This is a genomic window from Vagococcus lutrae (genome assembly GCF_003987555.1).
GTDB lineage: Bacteria > Bacillota > Bacilli > Lactobacillales > Vagococcaceae > Vagococcus_A > Vagococcus_A lutrae.
Genome location: NZ_NGJW01000015.1, coordinates 19660 through 40156 on the forward strand (window position 1 = coordinate 19660; position 20497 = coordinate 40156).

Here is a 20497-nt window from a genome sequence, read left to right on the forward strand (position 1 = left end):
GTGTCTCAATCTAAAAAATTAACCCCTATGATGGAACAATATTTGGGAATAAAAGCGCAATATCCGGATGCTTTTTTATTTTATCGTTTAGGCGACTTTTATGAAATGTTCTATGAAGATGCTGAGCGAGCGGCGCAATTGTTAGAATTAACGTTAACAAGCCGCAATCGTAAAGCAGAAGATCCGATTCCCATGGCGGGTATTCCTTATCATTCTGCAGAAGGATACATCGAAACTTTAGTGGAGTTAGGCTATAAAGTTGCTATCTGTGAACAAGTAGAAGATCCTAAGACGACCAAAGGGATGGTCAAGCGAGAAGTTGTCCGTTTAATCACACCGGGAACGGTAATGGAAGGAAAAACGATTGAAGCCAAAGGAAATAACTACTTAACAGCACTTTACTATGAAAACGAGAGTGACATCGGTTTTGCCTATGTCGATTTAAGTACGGGTGAATTGAAAGTCACACATTTAGTAGATGAGATGAGCGTTATTAATGAATGTGCTAACTTAAAAACGAAAGAAATAGTTTTAGGGACAACTATTCCTGACTCATTAAGAGAACAACTGGCATTGCGTTTTAATATTTTGTTTTCTGAGCACGATGCGTCGGATGTTTCGACAAATCATGCAGTAGATGATTCACAGTTTGACATGCCAAGTATGAAAAAAGTTCTCGACACGTTAATTAGCTATTTGTCGGTAACACAAAAAAGACATCTGAGTCACTTGCAGCCAGCAGAAACGTATGAACCAGCTCATTATTTAAAATTAGATCACTATTCAAAATATAATTTAGAGCTTACACAGTCAATTCGGACGGGAAAAAAACACGGTACGCTGCTTTGGTTATTAGATGAAACGCAAACAGCTATGGGAGGGCGTCTTCTAAAGCAATGGCTCGACCGACCGCTTATTCAAAGTCATGCAATTGAACGTCGTCAACAACGTGTGCAAGTTTTGGTTGATAGTTTTTTTGAACGGCTAAGCTTGCAAGAACTACTTAAAAATGTGTACGACTTGGAGCGCCTAGCAGGTAAGGTCGCCTTTGGAACAGTGAACGGTCGCGATTTATTACAGTTGAAACACTCTTTGCAACAGATACCAGACATCCGTCATGTTTTGACGGGAATTAATCAAGGGGAGTGGGATGACGTACTAGAGGAAATGGATCCTGCACCAGACGTGGTCGCTTTGATTGACCGTGCGATAGATGAAGAAGCACCTCTTTCGATTACAGAAGGCAAGGTAATCAAAGACGGTTATCACGAGCAACTCGACCAATACCGAGATGCGATGCGTAACGGAAAAAAATGGTTGGCGGAGTTAGAAGCGCGCGAAAAGTTAGAAACAGGTATTAAGACTTTAAAAATAGGGTTTAATAGAGTGTTTGGCTACTATATAGAGGTCAGTAAAGGACAATTAGCGAACTTACCTGAAAGTCGTTATGAAAGAAAGCAGACGTTAGCGAACGCTGAGCGTTTTATTACCCCAGAGTTAAAAGAAAAAGAATCATTAATTTTAGAAGCAGAAGAAAAGTCACAACAACTAGAGTATGAGCTGTTCTTAGAAGTGCGTGAAGCAGTCAAACATGAAATTAGTCGTTTACAACGTTTAGCACGTGCTGTCGCTGCTGTTGACGTTCTACAGGGGTTTGCGACAGTCAGTGAAGCGTATCAATATGTTCGACCAGAAATGGTACAAAATGGACAAAACTTATGTATTCAAGATGGCCGACATCCTGTGGTTGAAAAAGTGATGGGGCATCAATCATATGTTCCAAACGATATTGAAATGTCTGAAGATACAGAGATACTACTTATTACGGGGCCTAATATGTCAGGTAAGAGTACTTATATGCGTCAACTTGCTTTAACGGTTGTCATGGCTCAGATGGGCTGTTTTGTCCCGGCAACGCATGCGGTCTTGCCTATATTCGACCAAATCTTTACGCGTATCGGGGCGTCGGATGATTTAATAGCCGGACAAAGTACCTTTATGGTTGAAATGATGGAAGCGAATGAAGCCTTGCAACACGCGACGCCTCAAAGTTTAATTTTATTTGATGAACTGGGTCGTGGAACGGCGACGTATGACGGTATGGCGTTAGCACAGGCTATTATCGAATATATTCATCAAGAAGTTCATTGTAAAACACTGTTTTCAACGCATTATCATGAACTGACTGTTTTGGAAGAGAATTTATCAAAAGTGGTCAATTATCATGTGGGAGCTGTTGAAAAAGACGGAGATGTTGTGTTTCTCCATAAAATGTTACCGGGACCAGCGGATAAAAGTTACGGTATACATGTAGCTAAGTTAGCTGGGATGCCATCTAAACTTCTAGCGCGAGCAACTGAGCGCTTAACTGAGTTAGAGAGTTTATCCGCACCTTTAGTAAGTGATACCGACGTTCAAGAGAACGAGAGAACTGAAAAGAAAGCACAAGAACAGCTCAGTCTGTTTCCAAGTGTAGACCAAGATGAACAAGCAGTATTAGAAGAAGTCAAGCAACTTAATTTATTAACTATGACGCCACTCGAAGCGATGAATGTCTTAAGTCAGTGGCAAGAAAAATTAAAGGGGTAAAAAGAAGGAGGCACTCGTAAATGAAACAAATCCGTGAACTTTCTGAAGTACTAGCGAATCAAATCGCCGCCGGAGAAGTCGTTGAACGACCTGCCTCCGTCGTGAAAGAGTTAGTTGAAAACGCCGTTGACGCCCAAAGTACGCAAATTGATATTTTGTTAGAAGAGGCGGGGTTAAAAAAAATCACAGTGATTGATAACGGACTAGGTATCTACGATGAAGATGTGATTGATGCTTTTAAACGACATGCCACCAGTAAAATTCAAACCCAGCAAGATTTATTCCGTATTCAAACGTTAGGATTTCGAGGTGAGGCGTTACCGAGTATCGCCTCGGTATCCAAAGTAACAGTGGAAACGTCGACAGGTAAAGAAGGCTCGTATGTGGCATTAAAAGGTGGCGAAGTGGTCGAACATAGACCGCATTCTCTTCGTCAAGGGACGAAAATTGTCGTAGCGGACTTGTTTTTTAATACACCCGCACGGTTAAAATATGTTAAAACATTACAAACCGAGCTAGCCAATGTTGTGGATATCGTGCAACGCATGGCGATGAGTCATCCAGAAATTGCGTTCCGACTGGTTCATGATGGAAATGCATTGTTTAGAACGAGTGGTAATGGCGATTTAAAACAAGCGATTGCTGGTATTTATGGTGTCAGTACGGCCAAAAAAATGATACACGTTGAAGCAGAGGATTTAGACTTTCAATTAAGTGGTTATATTTCGTTACCTGAATTGACGCGTGCCAGTCGTAAGTATATGACTGTGTTAATCAATGGTCGCTATATCAAAAACTTTGCCTTGAATAAGGCGATTACAAATGGGTATCGCTCGAAGTTAATGATTGGCCGTTTCCCTATTGCCGTGCTAAAAATAGAGATGGATCCACTCCTTGTCGATGTTAACGTACATCCTACTAAACAAGAAGTCCGTCTAAGTAAAGAAAAAGAGTTGGAAACATTGATTGAGACGGCGATTCATCAAGCGTTAAGCGAGGAAGTATTGATTCCATCAGTACCAGGTGCTACTATGCAAGAGAAAAAACAAGTTGTCTCATCAAGACACCCTGTTTCATCTGTACCTAATACAATGCCTGAGAAAAAAGATGAACCCAAAGCGAAGGAAACGACCTTAAAATTTGATCCGGTTCGGCATCAATTTTTTGTGAATGAACCGACAGTGGCGGTTAAAGATGATAAAGAACAAGCACATATCAATCCTCACGAATACATTAATGAATTAAGTGATGTTGAGAGTGAGAAATTACGACATCCTTTTGGAAAACAAGAAACAGAATCCTTAGTTGACATTGAACCGGAGAAAGCGAAACAGACATTTCCAGAATTAGAATACTTTGGTCAAATGCACGGCACTTACTTATTTGCTCAAAGTGAGCAAGGTCTTTATATTATTGATCAGCATGCTGCACAAGAGCGTATTAAATATGAGTATTATCGGGACAAAATCGGAGAAGTGGGCGAGGATCGTCAACATCTGCTATTGCCTTTAGTTTTGGAATATCCGTATCAAGATTTGGTGACGTTTCAAGAGAAAAAACCATTGCTTGAAGCGGTCGGTTTATATTTAGAACCGTTTGGGAATAATAGTGTGATTATTCGTGAACATCCCACTTGGTTTCCAGAAGGACAGGAAGAAGCGGTCATTCGAGACATGTTAGATTATTTGTTAAAGCATGGCAACATTAGTATCGCTAAGTTTCGCGAAGAGCAAGCCATTATGATGAGTTGTAAAAAATCGATTAAAGCGAATCATCATTTGTCCGATGCACAAGCACGACAGTTGCTTTTAGATTTAAAAATGTGTCAAAATCCATTTAACTGCCCTCATGGACGTCCAGTGCTCGTTCACTTTACGCCGCATGAAATGGAGCGGATGTTTAAACGGATTCAAGATTCCCATTAAGAGGAGTGAAAAAGCTATGCAGTCCTTAATTTTAGCCTCTCAGTCTCCAAGAAGACATGAGTTAATGCGTTATATTACGTCCGATTTTGAAATTGTGTCGGCTTCAATTGACGAGTGTGTTTATGAAAATGAATCGGTCGAAGATTATGTCGTGCGTATGGCAGAAACTAAAGCAGAAAATGTCTATCAAAATCATCCAGAATCAGTGGTTATTGGATGCGATACGATTGTTAGTTACAAAAATGAAATTTTAGGCAAGCCGGTAGATAAAGATGAAGCTTATCGCGTATTGTCGTTATTATCAGGGAAAACGCATCACGTCCTAACGGCTGTTTCGATTGTGTCTTCACAAAAGAAAAAATCCTTTATATCGAAAGCAGAAGTTACTTTTTTCCCTTTAACATCAGAAGAAATATGGCGCTATATACATACAGATGAACCTATGGATAAAGCAGGCGCTTATGGCATCCAAGGGAAAGGTAGCTTGTTTGTTTCTGAAATAAAAGGGGACTATTATAGTATTGTAGGATTGCCAGTTGCGCATTTACAACGTCACTTAATGAGTTTTATACAAGGAGAATCGCTATGAAAAGAAAACAAGAAGAACTTCGTCAAAAATTAACTCCCTTACAGTATCAAGTGACACAAGAAAATGGAACAGAACATCCTTTTAGTAGTGAGTATGATAAATTTGATAAACCGGGTATTTATGTTGACATCGTGAGCGGTGAGCCATTGTTTTGCTCGCTTGATAAATATGATGCAGGGTGTGGCTGGCCTTCGTTTACTAAACCAATTGCTAAGTTAACTGAAAAATCTGACACGACGTTAGCACGTGAGCGCACGGAAGTCAGAAGTATTGAGGCAGATTCACACTTAGGACACGTCTTTCCAGATGGACCTCAAGATAAAGGCGGCTTGCGCTACTGTATAAATGGAGCAGCGTTACGTTTTGTCCCGATTGAAGACATGGAAGCGGAAGGGTATCGCGCGTATCTTTCTTTGTTTAAATAAGATGATAGCAATGAAAAAGACTGAGAACGATGTTTCTTAGTCTTTTTTCAATTTTGAGGATGAAAAGAGATAGAACGCAGGAAATAAATACGTTATGATAGAAGATAGAAATAGCATGTGAAAGGAAGAGACAGGGTTGGAGATTATTGGAAAGCTTCAAGAAACCTATTCAGCACTTTCTATCAAAGAAAAAGCTGTGGCAAGTTATTTATTGCAACACCCCGATAAAATAAAAAATACGAGTATTAAAGAATTGGCGAAAAGGACTGAGACATCGCCAGCGACGATTACTCGCTTAGTGAAGAAGTTAGGGATGGAAAATTTTGTTGAATTGAAACTAGCATTAAATGCCGTGCAAACACCAGAACAAAAAGTAGTAGACCGAACGGATGCAGTGTTTGACTACTATCAAAAAGCGATTCATTACACTCGTGAGATGAATACGAGAGAGATGTTGGAGCGAGCTGTTCATCGTATTATGAAAGCTAATCGTTTATTAGTGCTAGGGATAGGTAGTTCTGCTTTAACAGCTGAGGAGTTTTGTCAGCGTTTATTGCGAATGGGATTAAACGCTTCTGCGGTGACCGATTCTCATTTTATGTTAATTAGTAGTAGCATTGTAACGGCAGATGATTTAGTTATTGGCATCTCTGCTTCTGGTGAAACGGTTGAAGTGATTGAGTCGATGAAAACTGCTAAAGAAGCAGGCGCTAGAACGATGAGTTTGACCTGTTTTTCAAAAAGCACGTTGGCTGAAATTAGTGATGAAGGGCTAACAGCTTATAGTAGTTCGTTTATCGATAACCGGCGTTTTATCAACAGTCAGTTTGGTATGATGTATATGATTGACGTCTTATCCACACAGCTCCTTGAACAACCTATTTTACAACAAAATATGGATCGAACAGTTCAAGTTTTTAGTCGAACTAAGAGTAGTCACTAACTCAATAAAAAGAAAAATTCGTACAATATTTCTTGTACAATTATCAAAAAAACTTATAATAGATAGAGTGTTAAAAAAATAGGCAAGGAGATGGATGGTCAAGATGAAAAAAGTAGGGTTTGATCCAGCGAAATATATCGAGGAACAATCGAAATATATTTTGGAACGCGTGAATCATTATGACAAATTGTATCTAGAATTTGGTGGGAAACTGATAGGTGACATGCATGCAAAACGTGTCTTACCTGGTTTCGATGAAGATGCCAAAATCAAGTTACTTCACCGTTTGAAAGAGCAAACAGAAATTATCATTTGTGTCTATGCTGGTGATATCGAGCGAAATAAAATTCGTGGCGATTATGGTATTACTTATGATATGGATATTTTACGTTTGATTGACGATCTATCTGAATATGAATTAGCGGTGAACAGTGTGGTCATCACTCGTTACAATGGTCAGCCATCGACGAAAATTTTTATGAACAAGTTGCGCCAAAGAGGAATTACCGTTCATACGCATACGGAAATAGAAGGCTATCCAGTGGATGTTGATAAGATTGTCAGCGAAGATGGTTTTGGTAAAAATACATTTATTCCAACAACGAAGCCTATCGTCGTTGTGACAGGTCCTGGAGCAGGCAGTGGGAAATTAGCAACCTGTCTAAATCAGTTGTACCATGAAAGCCGTCATGGTCGCATTGCCGGTTATTCTAAGTTTGAAACATTTCCTGTTTGGAATGTTCCTCTACGTCATCCTTTGAATATTGCCTATGAAGCAGCAACGGTTGATTTAAAAGATGTGAATATGATTGATTCCTTCCATTTTGATACTTATGGAGAAATAGCGGTTAATTATAATCGTGATTTAGAAACGTTTCCAATTATTAAACGAACAATCGAGCGAATTACAGGACGTGAATCAGACTTTCATTCTCCGACCGATATGGGTGTCAACCGTGTTGGCTTTGGAATTACCGATGATGAAGTCGTTCAAGAAGCATCGAAACAAGAAATTATTCGTCGCTATTTCTCAACGGCGTGTGATTATAAAAAAGGGTTAACGGATTTAGATACATTAAACCGCATGAAATTAATTATGGAAGAAATGGACTTACGTCAAGAAGACCGACCGGCAGTTGTCCCAGCACGTGACTATGCTGCGAAACTAAAAGCCAGTCAAGAGGAAGAAGTGCCAGCTGTTATGGCGCTTGAATTGAACGACGGTCGGATGATTACGGGGCGTGCTTCTAGCTTAATGGATGCGGGTTCGGCAGCGTTGTTAAATGCAATAAAAGAACTCGCTAACATTGCAGACGAAATCTTGTTGTTGTCACCTGTTATTTTAGAACCAATTCGTAATTTAAAAGCTAATGAACTAGGTGGACGTATGACAGCCTTAAATGCCAATGAAATTTTAATCGCGTTATCGATTAGTGCTGTCACGAATCCAACGGCACAATTAGCTTACGAGCAATTAGGGAATTTAAAAGGGGTTCAAGGACACGCAACAGTGATGTTAAATAAAGATGAGGAACAAGTGTTACGTAATTTAGGCATTGAATTTACGAGTGACCCGTATTTCCCTTCTAAAAACTTATATTATATTTAAGATTAAACCAAAAGCACGACGAATGACGTCGTGCTTTTTTGCAAAGGAGAGTGCAGTAGTGGATAAAATAGACGTGTATGAAGCTGTTCAACAGTTTGTCGTGAAGCAGTTGGAAGACGATGCTACTGGGCATGGGTTGGATCATATTAAGCGTGTGGTGGCGCTAGCACAACATTTAGCTTCATTTGAAACAACGGCAGTCGTTAATATGACGCGTGTGAAACTAGGGGCGTGGCTTCATGAAACATTTGATAGCAAACTCGTACGTGACGTTGATGAGCGTGAGCGACAATTACGTGCGTTACTAAACGCTCATCACATGCCAGAGTCAGAGCAAGTAGCGTTACTAACCCTTATCAAGACGGTTTCGTATCAACGAATGCTAGCTCATCCATCTGTACTAGAAGATTCAATTGAAGCCAAAATTGTGCGAGATGCAGACTTTTTAGATGCACTAGGTGCGATTGGGATTGCGCGTGCTTTTTACTATGGTGGAGCTAAAGGGGACCAAATATACCATCCTGATGTCTTTCCTCGTGAAGTATTGACAGCCGATAACTATCGCTTGTCTAATACGGTAGTGAATCATTTTTATGAAAAATTATTTTTACTACCAGACTTAATGAGTACGACACAAGGAAAAAAAATAGCACATGAACGCGTGGCAGTAATGAAAGAGTTTTTGAACTCTTTTTATAAGGAATGGCACTTTTCCTTGAAGGATAAATAGTTATAAAAAACGTTTCTCAATGAAGAGAAACGTTTTTTTAGTGATTGAGTGGTTCGTCATCTGCCATGACACGCTCTTTTTCACGATATTTCGTCATTTTTTTGCTAAATAATTCACCGTTGCTTGGTGGCGTGTAAGTAATGGCGTTGGCACCGGCTGCAATTGTTTCGGCAATGCTCTCTTCAGTCGGTCCGCCTGTCGCGATAATTGGGATTTTAGGATAAATCTCACGAATGGCGCGTACGACTTTCGCTGTTTCTTTCCCAGCACTGATATTTAAAATTTTGGCTCCTGCTGCAATTTTTTCATCGATTTGAGAGTAGATTGAGGTGACGGTTGCTACAATAGGAATATCAACGGTATCAAAAATATCAGCGATTGTTTCAGGTTGAGTAGGAGAGTTGACTACGACGCCAATGGCACCTTGAGATTCGGCAAAACTACTCATTTGAACCGAGCGTTTTCCTTGAGTAGTACCGCCCCCAACGCCTGAAAAAACAGGTATATCCGCTGCTTCGGTAATGCTTTTGGTAATAGTTGGATGGGGAGTGAAGGGATATACGGCAATGACCGCATCAGCGTCAATATTTCGAATAATGGCGATATCAGTTGAGTAAACAATCGATTTAATTCGTTTGCCAAAAATACGTATTCCCGTACATTGTCTAATAACAGTTGGAACGTGGATTAAATCTTGGCGTAAATCGGTCATGATTTCAGGAACTTCTCGTTGAGTCATTGCTTTCACTACTTTCTATGTTATTTTATTTATTATAACCGATAAGCAATCGGAAAGAAAACGATAACAAGTATATTTTTTTCAGAAATTTTCAAGAATAACTAACGAGATGACTAGAAAAATGCTATACTACTAGGGAATAGAAGGAGAGACGGTTCATGAAATTATTTCGACAGTTTTTAATTATTATTAGTTTTACGTTTGCGGGAGTCGTTTTACAAACGCTATTTTCACTGCCTATCCCCGGGTCGGTTATTGGTATGGTAGGACTATTTGTGGCGCTCATGACGGGAAAAGTCCGGCTTGATAGTGTGGCAACAGTAGGCGATTTTTTACTAGAAAATTTAAGCTTGTTTTTCTTGCCGGCAGGTGTTAGCTTAATGTTGCATTTAGCTAAAATTAAAACAACGTGGCCGCAATTATTAGGGATTACAGTAGTGACTTTTGCCTTATCTTTTATCGTCGTAGGTCGTGTGGTTCAGTTTATAAAAGTTCGCTATGAAGAAAAACCAGTGAATATCACGGAGGAGGATAAGCAACATGTTATTGACATTGACGAGTAATCCATTATTCGGTTTGATTTTAACGATAGCGGTTTTTTTATTTTTCAAAGAAATCGAACGACGCTATCCGCATCCGTTGATTAGCCCACTACTACTATCAATCGTAGCGATTATGCTGATTCTTTGGCTAACAAAGATTCCGTATGAGCATTATTTTAAAGGTGGACAATTTATCGACATGATGATTAGTCCGGCTACCGTAGCACTGGCTATTCCGTTGTATCGGTCGATTCATTTGCTGAAAAAACACTTTAAGTCGATTTTAATTGGTATCACTATTGGTTCTGTATTTAATATTGGACTAACATTTTTATTCGCTGTGATGTTTAAGTTGGATAAGACGTTAATAGCGTCTTTAATCCCAGAATCTGTCACGACGGCGATAGCTTTAGATATTTCAAAACAAATTGGAGGTATTTCAGCTATTACAGTATTAGCCGTAATTGTGACGGGGAATTTAGGTCCGTTGTTAGGGCCAACATTAATGAAAATAGGGCGAATAGATGATGAAGTGGCACAGGGGCTCGCCTTAGGAACAACTGCTCACGCGATTGGAACAGGCAAAGCGATGGAAATGGGAGAAGTACAAGGAGCAATGTCTGGTTTAGCCATTGTGATTGCGGGTATTGTGACGGTTATCGTAGCGCCGTTGTTTATGCTTTTCTTAAATTAAGTGAAGATACTCAAAAAAATCGAAAAATGATAATCTGTTTAACATAAAAGACTTCCAGTTAATGGGAGTCTTTTATTTTTTATTAAGATGTGTTGTTTTATATTAAGACGTACTATATAATGAAAGTAATCAAATATAAGATGAGGTAATGTCATGGAACTTACAGAAAGACAAAAAAAAGTCATCCAAATTGTAAAAGAATGTGAACCGATAAGTGGAGACAACATTGCCAAACAATTAGGCTTGACGAAGCCGACACTCAGGAGTGATTTATCTCTTTTAACCATGACGGGCATTTTGGATGCACGTCCGCGTGTAGGATATATTTACTCTGGTCAGACGATTGAACCGTTGCTTTATGAAGAGTTATTCCATTTAAAAATCGGTGAAATTATGGTGCCACCTACTATTGTCAACCAAACAGCCCCTATTAGAGAAGCTGTCATGGAGTTGTTCTTAAATGATACGGGTAGCTTGTATATTGTCAACGATCAACGTGAGTTTGTGGGGCTAGTTTCGAGAAAAGATTTACTGAGAGCGACACTCAACAATCAAAACTTAGATGAAACACCTGTCGCTATGATTATGTCACGGATGCCAAATATCATTACGATTACTCCGGAAGAGCGGATTATTGATGCTGGCTATCTGATTATGCATCAACAAGTAGATTCATTGCCAGTTATGGAAAAAAATGGGAGTTTAAAAGTCATTGGGAAAATCTCTAAAAGTAAATTGTTGAACCATTTTGTCACAGCAGGTTATGAAATGGAAAAAAATAAAGAAAAGTAAAGAGGTATAGAATAATGAAAGAAGTTTCGATTTTTATCGTATCAGATTCAGTTGGAGAAACAGCGCAAAAAGTGATTTCAGCTGTTATGGCACAATTTCCAGATGTAGAAGAAACCAATATCAAGCGTTATCCGTTTATAACGACGGAAGAGGATTTAAAGGTCATCTTACGTGACGCTTTAAACGAGCGAGCGATTGTCGTTGCCACACTTGTCAATAAAGACTTGGTTCAATCGTTAGCAGACTTTTCAAGTAAAACAGGCTTAGACTATGTCGATTATATGACACCATTAACGAAACTTGTTCAAGGAAAGACGGGCTTAACGCCTCAAGAAAAACCGGGTGCATTACATAAACTTGACCAAGAATATTTTAACCGTGTAGCAGCTATCGAGTTTGCGATTAAATATGATGACGGCAAAGACCCACGTGGCTTTAAAGATTCTGATTTCGTCTTGTTAGGTATCTCGCGTACATCAAAAACGCCGTTGAGTATGTATCTTGCGAATAAGTCTTACAAAGTATCTAATTTACCGCTGATTCCTGAAGTACCACTACCAAAAGAGCTAGACCGAATTCCTTCAGAAAAAATCATCGGATTAATTGGTGAGCCTGAACGAATTTTAGAAATTCGTCAATCACGTTTGCAGTCATTAGGCTTGAATGGCGATTCGAAATATGCTGATTTAGACCGTATTCGTGAAGAAGTAGCATATTCTAAAGAGGTGTTTGAGGCATTAGGCGCTCATGTGATTCAAGTGGATGATAAGTCAATCGAAGAAGCAGCAGCCATTATTGAATGTGTGGCTAAAAAATAAGATATGTAAAAGGTTATTCTTATGGAATAGCCTTTTTTTGTATGTGCTAATAAGCGTCAAAAGATACTTTTTCATAAAAATAGCGTAAAATAAAAAGGTGAGAGAAGGTGGGGAAATGAGACGTTTTTTAGTGTTATATAATCCAGGTTCTGGGACAGATAGTGGCCGAGCTATTGCCGAGCGCTTTAAAGAGATTGTTAAGGGAGATAATGCGAGTCATCACGTCTACTTGCACTCGTTTGATGAGAAGACAGATAAGGAGCCATTACGTGAAAAAGCAGAGGCTAATCAAATTGATACGCTTGTGATTGTCGGTGGAGATGGAACGATTCGACATGTAGTACAGACATTTCGTGATTGCTTAGCTAATTATAAAATTGGCTTATTACCTGGTGGAACAGTCAATAATTTTATGCGTTCACTCGACTTGCCGCTTGATATAGGAGAAGCGTCACGCGTGATTCTTGGCGATGAGACGCAAGCAGTAGACTATGGTGTTGTCAATGGGGAAGTCTTAATTTCCACACTGACAATTGGCATATTAGCAGACACGGCAGCTGATATAACACAGAAAGAGAAGCAAAAGTATGGCCCGTTTTTATTTGTGAAACGTTTTATTGATTTACTTAGAAAAAGGAAACGTTATAATTTAAATGTGGTAACCGACGAAACAACATGGCATGGAAAGAGCCAGCTATTATCGATTAATATGACCCATTCAGTAGGAGGTTTTACTCGATACGACCGCTTAGCACGGCCAGATGACGGAATATTGCATATGACGATTATGCCTAAGTTAAACATATGGGAGCTCATCCGTTATTCTCCTAAAATTCTTCAAGGTCGTCTTTATGACTTGCCACAAATCGAGTATTTAACTGCGCGTAGTGTTCGTATTACTGCTCAAGAGATTAACGTCGGTACACGCATTGATGGGGACCCGAGTATGGATTTGCCAGTGGAAATGGAAGTCATACCTAGAGGTTTACAAATATTAATCAAAAAATAAAAAGCTAGTTTTGAGAATTCTCAAAACTAGCTTTTTTTATGGAGGCGAGGGGAGTCGAACCCCTGTCCAAACATATCGCCACTCAAACATCTACGCTCATAGACATATTACTAGAGATTCGCTTTGTTAACTGCCATATGACGGGCGTTTAACATCGCTAGTCTGATAATCTCTTCTTATTTTTACAGACGGAAAAAATAAGCGTATCCCACTAAGTTTGAGACCCTGGTCCGAGCACATGGGCGATGCCGGTAGGATCTTCACTAAGCTGTTTTTAGGCAGCTAAAGCGAAAGTATTGTTTTCGTTTTTTGCAGTTATATTTAACTGTGACGTTTTTATGTAGTCGTCACCTACAAAGCGCCATTCGAGCTCGAACTATGCCTGTCGAATCCAGAACGCCCCCTTATTAAGAGCTATTCTATTATAGCATTTTTAAAGAATAAAGGAAAGTATCACTCGTTATCGAATGATACTTTCTTAAAGGACTAGATTAAGTTAAAGTGTTTTAAAGCATGGACGATACCGTTATCAGTATTGGCTTTTGTCACGAAATCTGCTTGTTCTTTTAGAGATGGAATAGCATTTCCCATCGCAATTTTATAATCACAAGCGGCTAGTAAATCCATATCGTTTGGTCCATCGCCAAAGCCGTAAGTTGGAATATCTGTTAAGCCGATGTGTTCGACAAATTTAGCAACACCGCGTCCTTTTGATCCGCCCTTACTGATGACATCTATAGTGTATGGACCGTTGCGGAAGAAAGTAAGTTCTGGAAAATGTTTATGATAGAACGCATCTTGGTCTTTACCAATAATTAACATCATGTTAATAGGTTCTTCCAAATGACGCTGAGCATTTTCTTCTGGCATACCTTGATGGATGTATTCATAAGCCACTTTGACGGCAGGTGTTTGTTCAGAAATGGTAATACCTTTTTCGTTATACAAACCAAGCTGATGTCCTTTTTCAGCTGTTTTTTGTAACATTTTATCGACAACATCGGAGCTAATTAAATCACTGTAAATTTCTTCTCCTTCGAACAAAACATATTGCCCGTTCATTGTAATGCTTGATTCGATGACTGTATCATCGAGTACATGTTGGATTTCCGTATTTGTACGGCCTGTTGCAATAACAGGGATAATGCCATTATTTTTTAACGCAACTAAAGCAGAAGCAACCTGCTCATCGACTTCAGATTGATGATTTAATAATGTCCCATCTAAATCAAAAAAAGCAAACCCTTTTATATTTTTCATCGTTTATGACTCCTTTTCAGAAAACTCTTCTTCATCATAGCAAAGTTTAAGTCAAAACTCTAGTTTACTTTCTAATAAAGGATGGACTAAGCTGTTGTTAGAGTGAAAAGGTGATTTGTAGTATAATGAAAGAGAATGAATCTGCTAAAGAGGTGAAAAAATGAAAATACTAATGATTGAAGATAATGAATCTGTTTCAGAAATGATGCAAATGTTTTTTTTAAATGAAAAATGGGAAGCGACGTTTAAATATGACGGGAAAGAAGGACTCGATACGTTCCTTGCAAATCCAGATGAATGGGATATGGTGACGCTTGATTTAAATTTACCGACTATGGATGGGGTAACGGTTTGTCGAGAGATTCGAAAAGTGTCGCAAACCGTACCAATTATCATGTTAACCGCGCGTGATTCAGAAAGTGACCAAGTGATAGGGTTAGAACTTGGTGCGGATGATTACGTGACTAAGCCGTTTAGCCCGATTACTTTAATTGCTAGAATGAAAGCTCTACATCGTCGTTCAGAGTTGATTGAGAATAAGGCTGGCGCAAGCGAGCAAGAGGACGAAGGCTTTGATGTTCAAACAGAACACTTTAAAATGAATACTAAGACACGTGAAGCGTATTTAGATGACGAACTAATCGAAGGGTTGACACCGAAGGAATTTGATTTACTTTACACACTGGCGAAAAAACCACGCCAAGTCTTTTCACGTGAAAAATTATTAGAACTTGTTTGGGATTATCAATATTTTGGAGATGAACGGACAGTGGACGCTCACATTAAAAAATTACGTCAAAAAATGGAACGTGTCGGTCCGCAAGTCATTCAAACCGTTTGGGGAGTTGGTTATAAGTTTGACGACTCTGGAGTACTAGACAAATGAAATACCTCTATCAACAAATGTTAGCCTTTTGGGCGATTATCATTTTGATTATGGTCGTCGTCGGTTTGTCATTTACTTCATTTACGAAAAAAACGATTCTCGACAGTATGTATGAGCAAATGTTTGGGTACGCTGATAGCGTGTTAGAAAACAGTCAAGATGATCCGACGACGATTTTAGCGAATGTTAAAAATACCGAAGTAGTTTTACACAATCAAGGCGTCCGGTTATTTTATATTTCAGATGACCAAACGATTATCTACCCTGATTGGCTAGAAGGTACGATTGGTAATAGTTTTATGACAGACGAGCAGTGGCAACGTTTAAAACAAGGCGAGCGTGTAAAGGCAGATATGGAAGTCCCTTACAATCGCTCTAAGACGAGAAATATGGCCATCGTGCTGCAACCTTTTTTCTTATGGGAAGATAAACCGACATTTATAGGTGCGCTGGCCGTCATGCAGCCGGTCAGCAATTTAGAAGCTAACATGGATTTATTAACCGAAAACTTGTTTAAAGGGTTTTTAATTTCCAGTGTGATTGCGCTTGGTTTTAGCTATGTGTTAGCACAGTTCCAAGTAAATCGAATTAATCGAATGAAAAAAGCCACAAAACAGATTTCAGAAGGAAACTTTGATGTTTATCTGGAAGTAAAAGGACAGGATGAACTGGATGAGCTAGCTGAGGACTTTAATCAGATGGCCACAACATTAAAAGCGTCACATCAAGAAATAGAGCGTCAAGAGGAACGACGTCGTCAGTTTATGGCCGATGCGGCTCATGAGATGAGAACGCCACTTACTACGATTAACGGCTTATTGGAAGGGATGGCCTATCAAGCTATTCCAAAAGATCAAGAAGCGAAGTCGATTGAACTCATGAGAAAAGAGACGAAACGGTTGATTCGTTTAGTAAATGAGAATTTGGACTATGAAAAAATACGAACGAATCAAATTAGCATGGTCATTCAGAAGATGAACGCGACGGAAATTGTTCGAAATGTGTTAACACAATTAGAAAATAAAGCGTCAGAAAATGGAAATAAGTTGCAACTTACATCGCCTGAGTCGGTAGAGGTGTATGCTGATTATGATCGCTTTGTCCAAATTATGGTGAATTTATTACAAAATGCCATTCAATTTACGACAGACGGTGTGATTAGTGTAGTGCTATCAGAGGACGATGAACAGACGAAAATTACCATATCAGATACGGGTATTGGCATGTCGGAAGAAGAGTTGGCAAATATTTGGGAACGATACTATAAAGTTGACCCTTCTCGCAAAAACACTAAGTATGGCGAGTCTGGTTTAGGACTTTCAATCGTCCAACAATTAATGAAATTACATCATGGAACGATTGACGTGACGAGTACGCAAGGTGAAGGAACGTGCTTTACGCTTTTATTTCCAAAACAATTAAAAGAAGAGAAAGAAACTGAATAAAGAGGAGTGGACAAAAGTGGAAGGATATACTTATCCCCTTGATTTAGATTGGTCGCAAGCCGAAATGGTCGCCGTTGTAAATATGTGGGAAGCGGTCGAAAAAGCTTATGAAGAAGGGATCGAACGTGAGCAGTTACTAACACGTTATCAAAAGTTTAAAGAAGTGGTCAAAAGTATTGGAGAAGAACGCACGCTAGGGAGAGAATTTGAAGAAGTGTCGGGTTACTCACTATATCGTGTCATGCAAGAAGTGAAAAAAACGACCGCTCCTGTGATTAAGATGAAAGGAAGAAAAGTATGACCAAACAAGTGATAGCCGATGTGAAACAATGGATAGCTGAAGCGGAACAGCTGATTATCGAGCGTTTGCAAACGCCGTTACATGTTGAAGAGAAGACGAGTCAAGCAGACGTCGTAACGAATGTCGACAAAGAAGTAGAAGCTTTTTTTGTTAAGAAAATTACTACGCATTACCCTCAAGATGGTATCTTAGGAGAAGAAGGTATGGCTGAGCCTGTGACATCAATGGATGGGCGCGTGTGGATTATCGATCCGATAGATGGGACGTTAAATTTTGCTAAGCAACAAGACCATTATTGTATGATGCTTGCACTTTATGATAATCAACAACCAGTTGTTGGGTTTATCTATGACGTGCCGAGAAGAGAGTTGCTATGGGGTGGACCTAGCATGGGTGTATATTTTAATGACAAAGCTATCACAGAGGTTAATCCAGATACATTGGCTAATGGGATTATTAGTGTGAATACGCATATGTTTGTTGACAATCGCTACCGTGTTCGTGAAATAGCAATGGATGCATTGGCGGTGCGCATGACGGGGTGTGCTGGAATTGGTTTTAAAGAAGTAATTCTAGGTAAACAAAATGCTTATATTTCGATGCTTGCTCCTTGGGATTATGCGCCAGGTATGGCCATCGCAGCAGGTCTAGGTATTAAAACAACGCCATTGAATGGAGAACCTTTTACATTTAAAGAGCGTGTCCCTGTTCTCGTCGCAGCTGAGAATACCCATCAGGAAATAGAAAAATATCTCTAGTTGAAAATAAAAATGAAACTTTCAGTTGTGCAAGTCCCGTTTTATTTGTTATAATGACATGTTGATTAAAATGAGTCACTGTGTCATCAAGGAAGGTAAGGATAAAAAAGTGAAATTAAGAGAAGATATTAGAAACGTTGCCATTATCGCCCACGTCGATCACGGCAAAACAACGTTAGTAAACGAGTTATTAACCCAATCAGATACTTTAGATGAGCGTACTGAAATTGAAGACCGTGCGATGGATTCAAACGATATCGAGCGTGAACGTGGTATTACGATTTTAGCTAAGAATACCGCTATTCGTTATAAAGATACACGTATAAATATTATGGATACACCAGGGCATGCGGACTTTGGTGGCGAAGTAGAGCGTATCATGAAAATGGTAGATGGGGTTGTTTTAGTCGTCGATGCGTATGAAGGAACAATGCCACAAACGCGTTTTGTTTTGAAAAAAGCACTAGAGCAACGTTTAACACCGATAGTAGTGGTTAATAAAATTGATAAACCTGCGGCTCGTCCAGCAGAAGTTATCGATGAAGTATTAGAGTTATTTATTGAATTAGGAGCCGACGATGATCAGTTGGAATTCCCAGTGATTTATGCGTCTGCTGTAAACGGGACATCCAGTTTATCAGATGATCCTGCTGACCAAGAAAAAACAATGGCGCCGATTTATGATCAAATTATTGAACATATTCCAGCACCAGTAGATAATAGCGATGAACCATTACAATTCCAAGTGTCACTATTAGACTATAGTGATTATGTTGGACGTATTGGGATTGGTCGTGTTTTCCGTGGAACTATCAAAGTAGGAGACCAAGTGTCTTTACTGAAATTAGATGGAACAGCGAAAAACTTCCGTGTCACAAAATTATTTGGTTTCTTAGGTTTAGACCGTGTGGAGATTAAAGAAGCACGCGCGGGTGATTTGATTGCTGTTTCGGGTATGGAAGATATTTTCGTCGGTGAGACAGTGACCCCTGTTGACCATCAAGAAGGTTTGCCAACACTCTTTATTGATGAACCAACATTGCAAATGACATTTTTAGTGAATAACTCACCATTTGCTGGTCGTGAAGGTAAGCACGTTACCTCTCGTAAAATTGAAGAGCGTTTAATGAGCCAACTTCAAACAGATGTTTCTTTACGTGTTGATCCAACTGAATCGCCAGATGCTTGGATTGTTTCAGGTCGTGGGGAATTACATTTATCTATTTTGATTGAAAACATGCGTCGTGAAGGCTATGAATTGCAAGTTTCACGTCCAAAAGTTATTGAGAAAATCGTAGACGGTGTTAAATGTGAACCGTTTGAACGCGTACAAATTGATACTCCTGAAGAATATATGGGTGGTATCATCGAATCTATGGGTAACCGTAAAGGTGAAATGCTTGATATGATTAATTCTGGAAATGGTCAGGTTCGTTTAATTTTCTTAACGCCTGCTCGTGGATTAATTGGTTACTCTACTGAGTTTATGTCATTAACTCGCGGCTATGGTATTATGAACCACGTGTTCGATCAATACTTACCTAAAATTCAAGCAAGTTTAGGTGGACGTCGTAATGGTGCTTTAGTTTCAATGGATACAGGTAAAGCGACAACGTATAGTATTATGAGTGTGGAAGAACGCGGGACAGTTTTCGTTGAGCCAGGGACAGAAGTCTATGGTGGGATGATTGTTGGTGAAAATAGTCGTGAAAATGACTTAACTGTCAATATTACCCGTGCCAAACAAATGACCAACGTGCGTTCTGCTAACAAAGACCAAACTAGTGTTATTAAACGTCCTAAGATTTTAAGCTTAGAAGAATCATTACAATTTTTAAACGATGATGAATATTGTGAAGTAACACCAGAAAGTGTTCGCCTTCGTAAGCAAATGCTTGATAAAGGTGAGCGTGAACGTGCTGCTAAAAAGAAAAAATGGGCAGAGCAAGAATAATTGGCTCTATAATTTAAAGGACTGATGAATCGAAAAAATGATTCGTCAGCCCTTTTTTAATTTTCTTAATTTTAGGTATTAAAAAGCATACCGTTCTCCTATATGATTAATTTACCACAAAAAAACAAACGGGAGGCGATATGCTCATGTCTAATGATATCAAAAAATTACTACGAATCATAGAGCCAAATTTAATCACATCTGACATTTCTTACGAAATGGTAAAAGGACAACAAACATGTGTGGTGAACGCTACTTTTTCACCCCCTCTAACACCTTGTCATCATTGTGGTTCAACGGTGTATAACGAAAGTGGGAAGCAAGTAGTCGTAAGAAATGATAAGAAAAAAGCGGTCGTGCGTTTTGATCAATTTAATCATTTGCCTTTAATTATGAACGTCGCAAAACAACGCTATACCTGTAAAAATTGTGCTCATCATTGGACCGCTACCCCTTATTTTGTCGAGAAAGGACACTCTATTTCAAGAC

At 39.2% G+C, this 20497-nt stretch carries 19 protein-coding genes, 1 other RNA gene and 1 pseudogene; 18 read left to right on the forward strand and 3 right to left on the reverse strand.

Annotated features, from left to right (window positions below):
* Positions 1–27 precede the first annotated feature (27 nt).
* The 7 genes from mutS (at position 28) to CBF33_RS09125 (ending at position 8810) form a co-directional block, all read left to right on the forward strand.
* The gene (mutS, locus tag CBF33_RS09095; protein WP_126763651.1) at positions 28–2589 is read left to right on the forward strand and encodes a DNA mismatch repair protein MutS; all 2562 of its coding nucleotides are present in this window, start codon (positions 28–30) and stop codon (positions 2587–2589) included.
* A gap of 20 nt (positions 2590–2609) precedes the next feature.
* Positions 2610–4514, forward strand: coding sequence for a DNA mismatch repair endonuclease MutL (gene mutL, locus CBF33_RS09100; RefSeq protein ID WP_126763615.1), 1905 nt, complete (start codon positions 2610–2612; stop codon positions 4512–4514).
* A 16-nt stretch (positions 4515–4530) separates the two neighbouring features.
* Positions 4531–5103 carry a Maf family protein gene (locus CBF33_RS09105; protein WP_126763617.1) on the forward strand — a complete coding sequence of 191 codons (573 nt, stop codon included), beginning with the start codon at positions 4531–4533 and terminating at the stop codon, positions 5101–5103.
* Positions 5100–5528 (forward strand): peptide-methionine (R)-S-oxide reductase MsrB, encoded by a 429-nt coding sequence (msrB, locus tag CBF33_RS09110; protein ID WP_126763619.1) that lies wholly within the window; start codon positions 5100–5102, stop codon positions 5526–5528. The genes CBF33_RS09105 and msrB overlap by 4 nt, the downstream gene beginning before the upstream one ends.
* 136 nt (positions 5529–5664) lie before the next feature.
* Entirely contained in the window at positions 5665–6471 is an 807-nt protein-coding gene (locus CBF33_RS09115; protein WP_126763621.1) for a MurR/RpiR family transcriptional regulator, read from the forward strand.
* A gap of 103 nt (positions 6472–6574) precedes the next feature.
* Entirely contained in the window at positions 6575–8080 is a 1506-nt protein-coding gene (locus CBF33_RS09120; protein ID WP_126763623.1) for a DUF1846 domain-containing protein, read from the forward strand.
* Between the two features lie 58 nt (positions 8081–8138).
* A complete protein-coding gene (locus CBF33_RS09125; RefSeq protein WP_126763625.1) occupies positions 8139–8810 on the forward strand; it encodes an HD domain-containing protein in 672 nt (223 codons plus the stop codon).
* Positions 8811–8847: 37 nt separating this feature from the next.
* Here the strand turns inward: CBF33_RS09125 and CBF33_RS09130 are convergent, their stop codons facing one another.
* On the reverse strand, positions 8848–9549 hold the full coding sequence (locus CBF33_RS09130; protein WP_126763627.1) for a beta/alpha barrel domain-containing protein: 702 nt from the start codon (positions 9547–9549) through the stop codon (positions 8848–8850).
* A 158-nt stretch (positions 9550–9707) separates the two neighbouring features.
* Here CBF33_RS09130 and CBF33_RS09135 point away from each other — a divergent pair, with 158 nt between their 5' ends.
* The 5 genes from CBF33_RS09135 (at position 9708) to CBF33_RS09155 (ending at position 13404) form a co-directional block, all read left to right on the forward strand.
* Complete coding sequence (locus tag CBF33_RS09135) at positions 9708–10112, forward strand: CidA/LrgA family protein (protein WP_126763629.1); 405 nt, start codon at positions 9708–9710, stop codon at positions 10110–10112.
* Positions 10090–10785, forward strand: a complete 696-nt coding sequence (locus tag CBF33_RS09140; RefSeq protein WP_126763631.1) for an LrgB family protein — start codon at positions 10090–10092, stop codon at positions 10783–10785. Before CBF33_RS09135 ends, CBF33_RS09140 begins: the two co-directional genes overlap by 23 nt.
* A 153-nt stretch (positions 10786–10938) precedes the next feature.
* A complete protein-coding gene (locus CBF33_RS09145) occupies positions 10939–11577 on the forward strand; it encodes a helix-turn-helix transcriptional regulator (RefSeq protein WP_126763633.1) in 639 nt (212 codons plus the stop codon).
* Between the two features lie 14 nt (positions 11578–11591).
* Positions 11592–12395, forward strand: a complete 804-nt coding sequence (locus CBF33_RS09150) for a pyruvate, water dikinase regulatory protein (protein ID WP_023606714.1) — start codon at positions 11592–11594, stop codon at positions 12393–12395.
* A 115-nt stretch (positions 12396–12510) separates the two neighbouring features.
* Positions 12511–13404 (forward strand): diacylglycerol/lipid kinase family protein, encoded by an 894-nt coding sequence (locus tag CBF33_RS09155; protein WP_126763635.1) that lies wholly within the window; start codon positions 12511–12513, stop codon positions 13402–13404.
* Between the two features lie 36 nt (positions 13405–13440).
* Here the strand turns inward: CBF33_RS09155 and ssrA are convergent.
* Positions 13441–13808: a transfer-messenger RNA gene (gene ssrA, locus CBF33_RS09160) on the reverse strand.
* An 82-nt stretch (positions 13809–13890) separates the two neighbouring features.
* Positions 13891–14664, reverse strand: coding sequence for a Cof-type HAD-IIB family hydrolase (locus CBF33_RS09165; protein WP_126763638.1), 774 nt, complete (start codon positions 14662–14664; stop codon positions 13891–13893).
* Positions 14665–14824: 160 nt separating this feature from the next.
* Between CBF33_RS09165 and CBF33_RS09170 the strand changes: the two genes are divergently transcribed.
* The 6 genes and pseudogenes from CBF33_RS09170 to CBF33_RS09195 form a co-directional block, all read left to right on the forward strand.
* A complete protein-coding gene (locus tag CBF33_RS09170; RefSeq protein ID WP_126763640.1) occupies positions 14825–15550 on the forward strand; it encodes a response regulator transcription factor in 726 nt (241 codons plus the stop codon).
* Entirely contained in the window at positions 15547–16995 is a 1449-nt protein-coding gene (locus CBF33_RS09175; protein ID WP_126763642.1) for a sensor histidine kinase, read from the forward strand. The genes CBF33_RS09170 and CBF33_RS09175 overlap by 4 nt, the downstream gene beginning before the upstream one ends.
* A 16-nt stretch (positions 16996–17011) precedes the next feature.
* Entirely contained in the window at positions 17012–17296 is a 285-nt protein-coding gene (locus CBF33_RS09180; RefSeq protein ID WP_126763644.1) for a UPF0223 family protein, read from the forward strand.
* Positions 17293–18054 carry an inositol monophosphatase family protein gene (locus CBF33_RS09185; protein WP_126763647.1) on the forward strand — a complete coding sequence of 254 codons (762 nt, stop codon included), beginning with the start codon at positions 17293–17295 and terminating at the stop codon, positions 18052–18054. The genes CBF33_RS09180 and CBF33_RS09185 overlap by 4 nt, the downstream gene beginning before the upstream one ends.
* Before the next feature lie 109 nt (positions 18055–18163).
* Positions 18164–20008 (forward strand): translational GTPase TypA, encoded by a 1845-nt coding sequence (gene typA, locus CBF33_RS09190; RefSeq protein ID WP_170167787.1) that lies wholly within the window; start codon positions 18164–18166, stop codon positions 20006–20008.
* Positions 20009–20154: 146 nt separating this feature from the next.
* Positions 20155–20497: pseudogene (locus CBF33_RS09195) on the forward strand (transposase family protein); the annotation flags it as partial.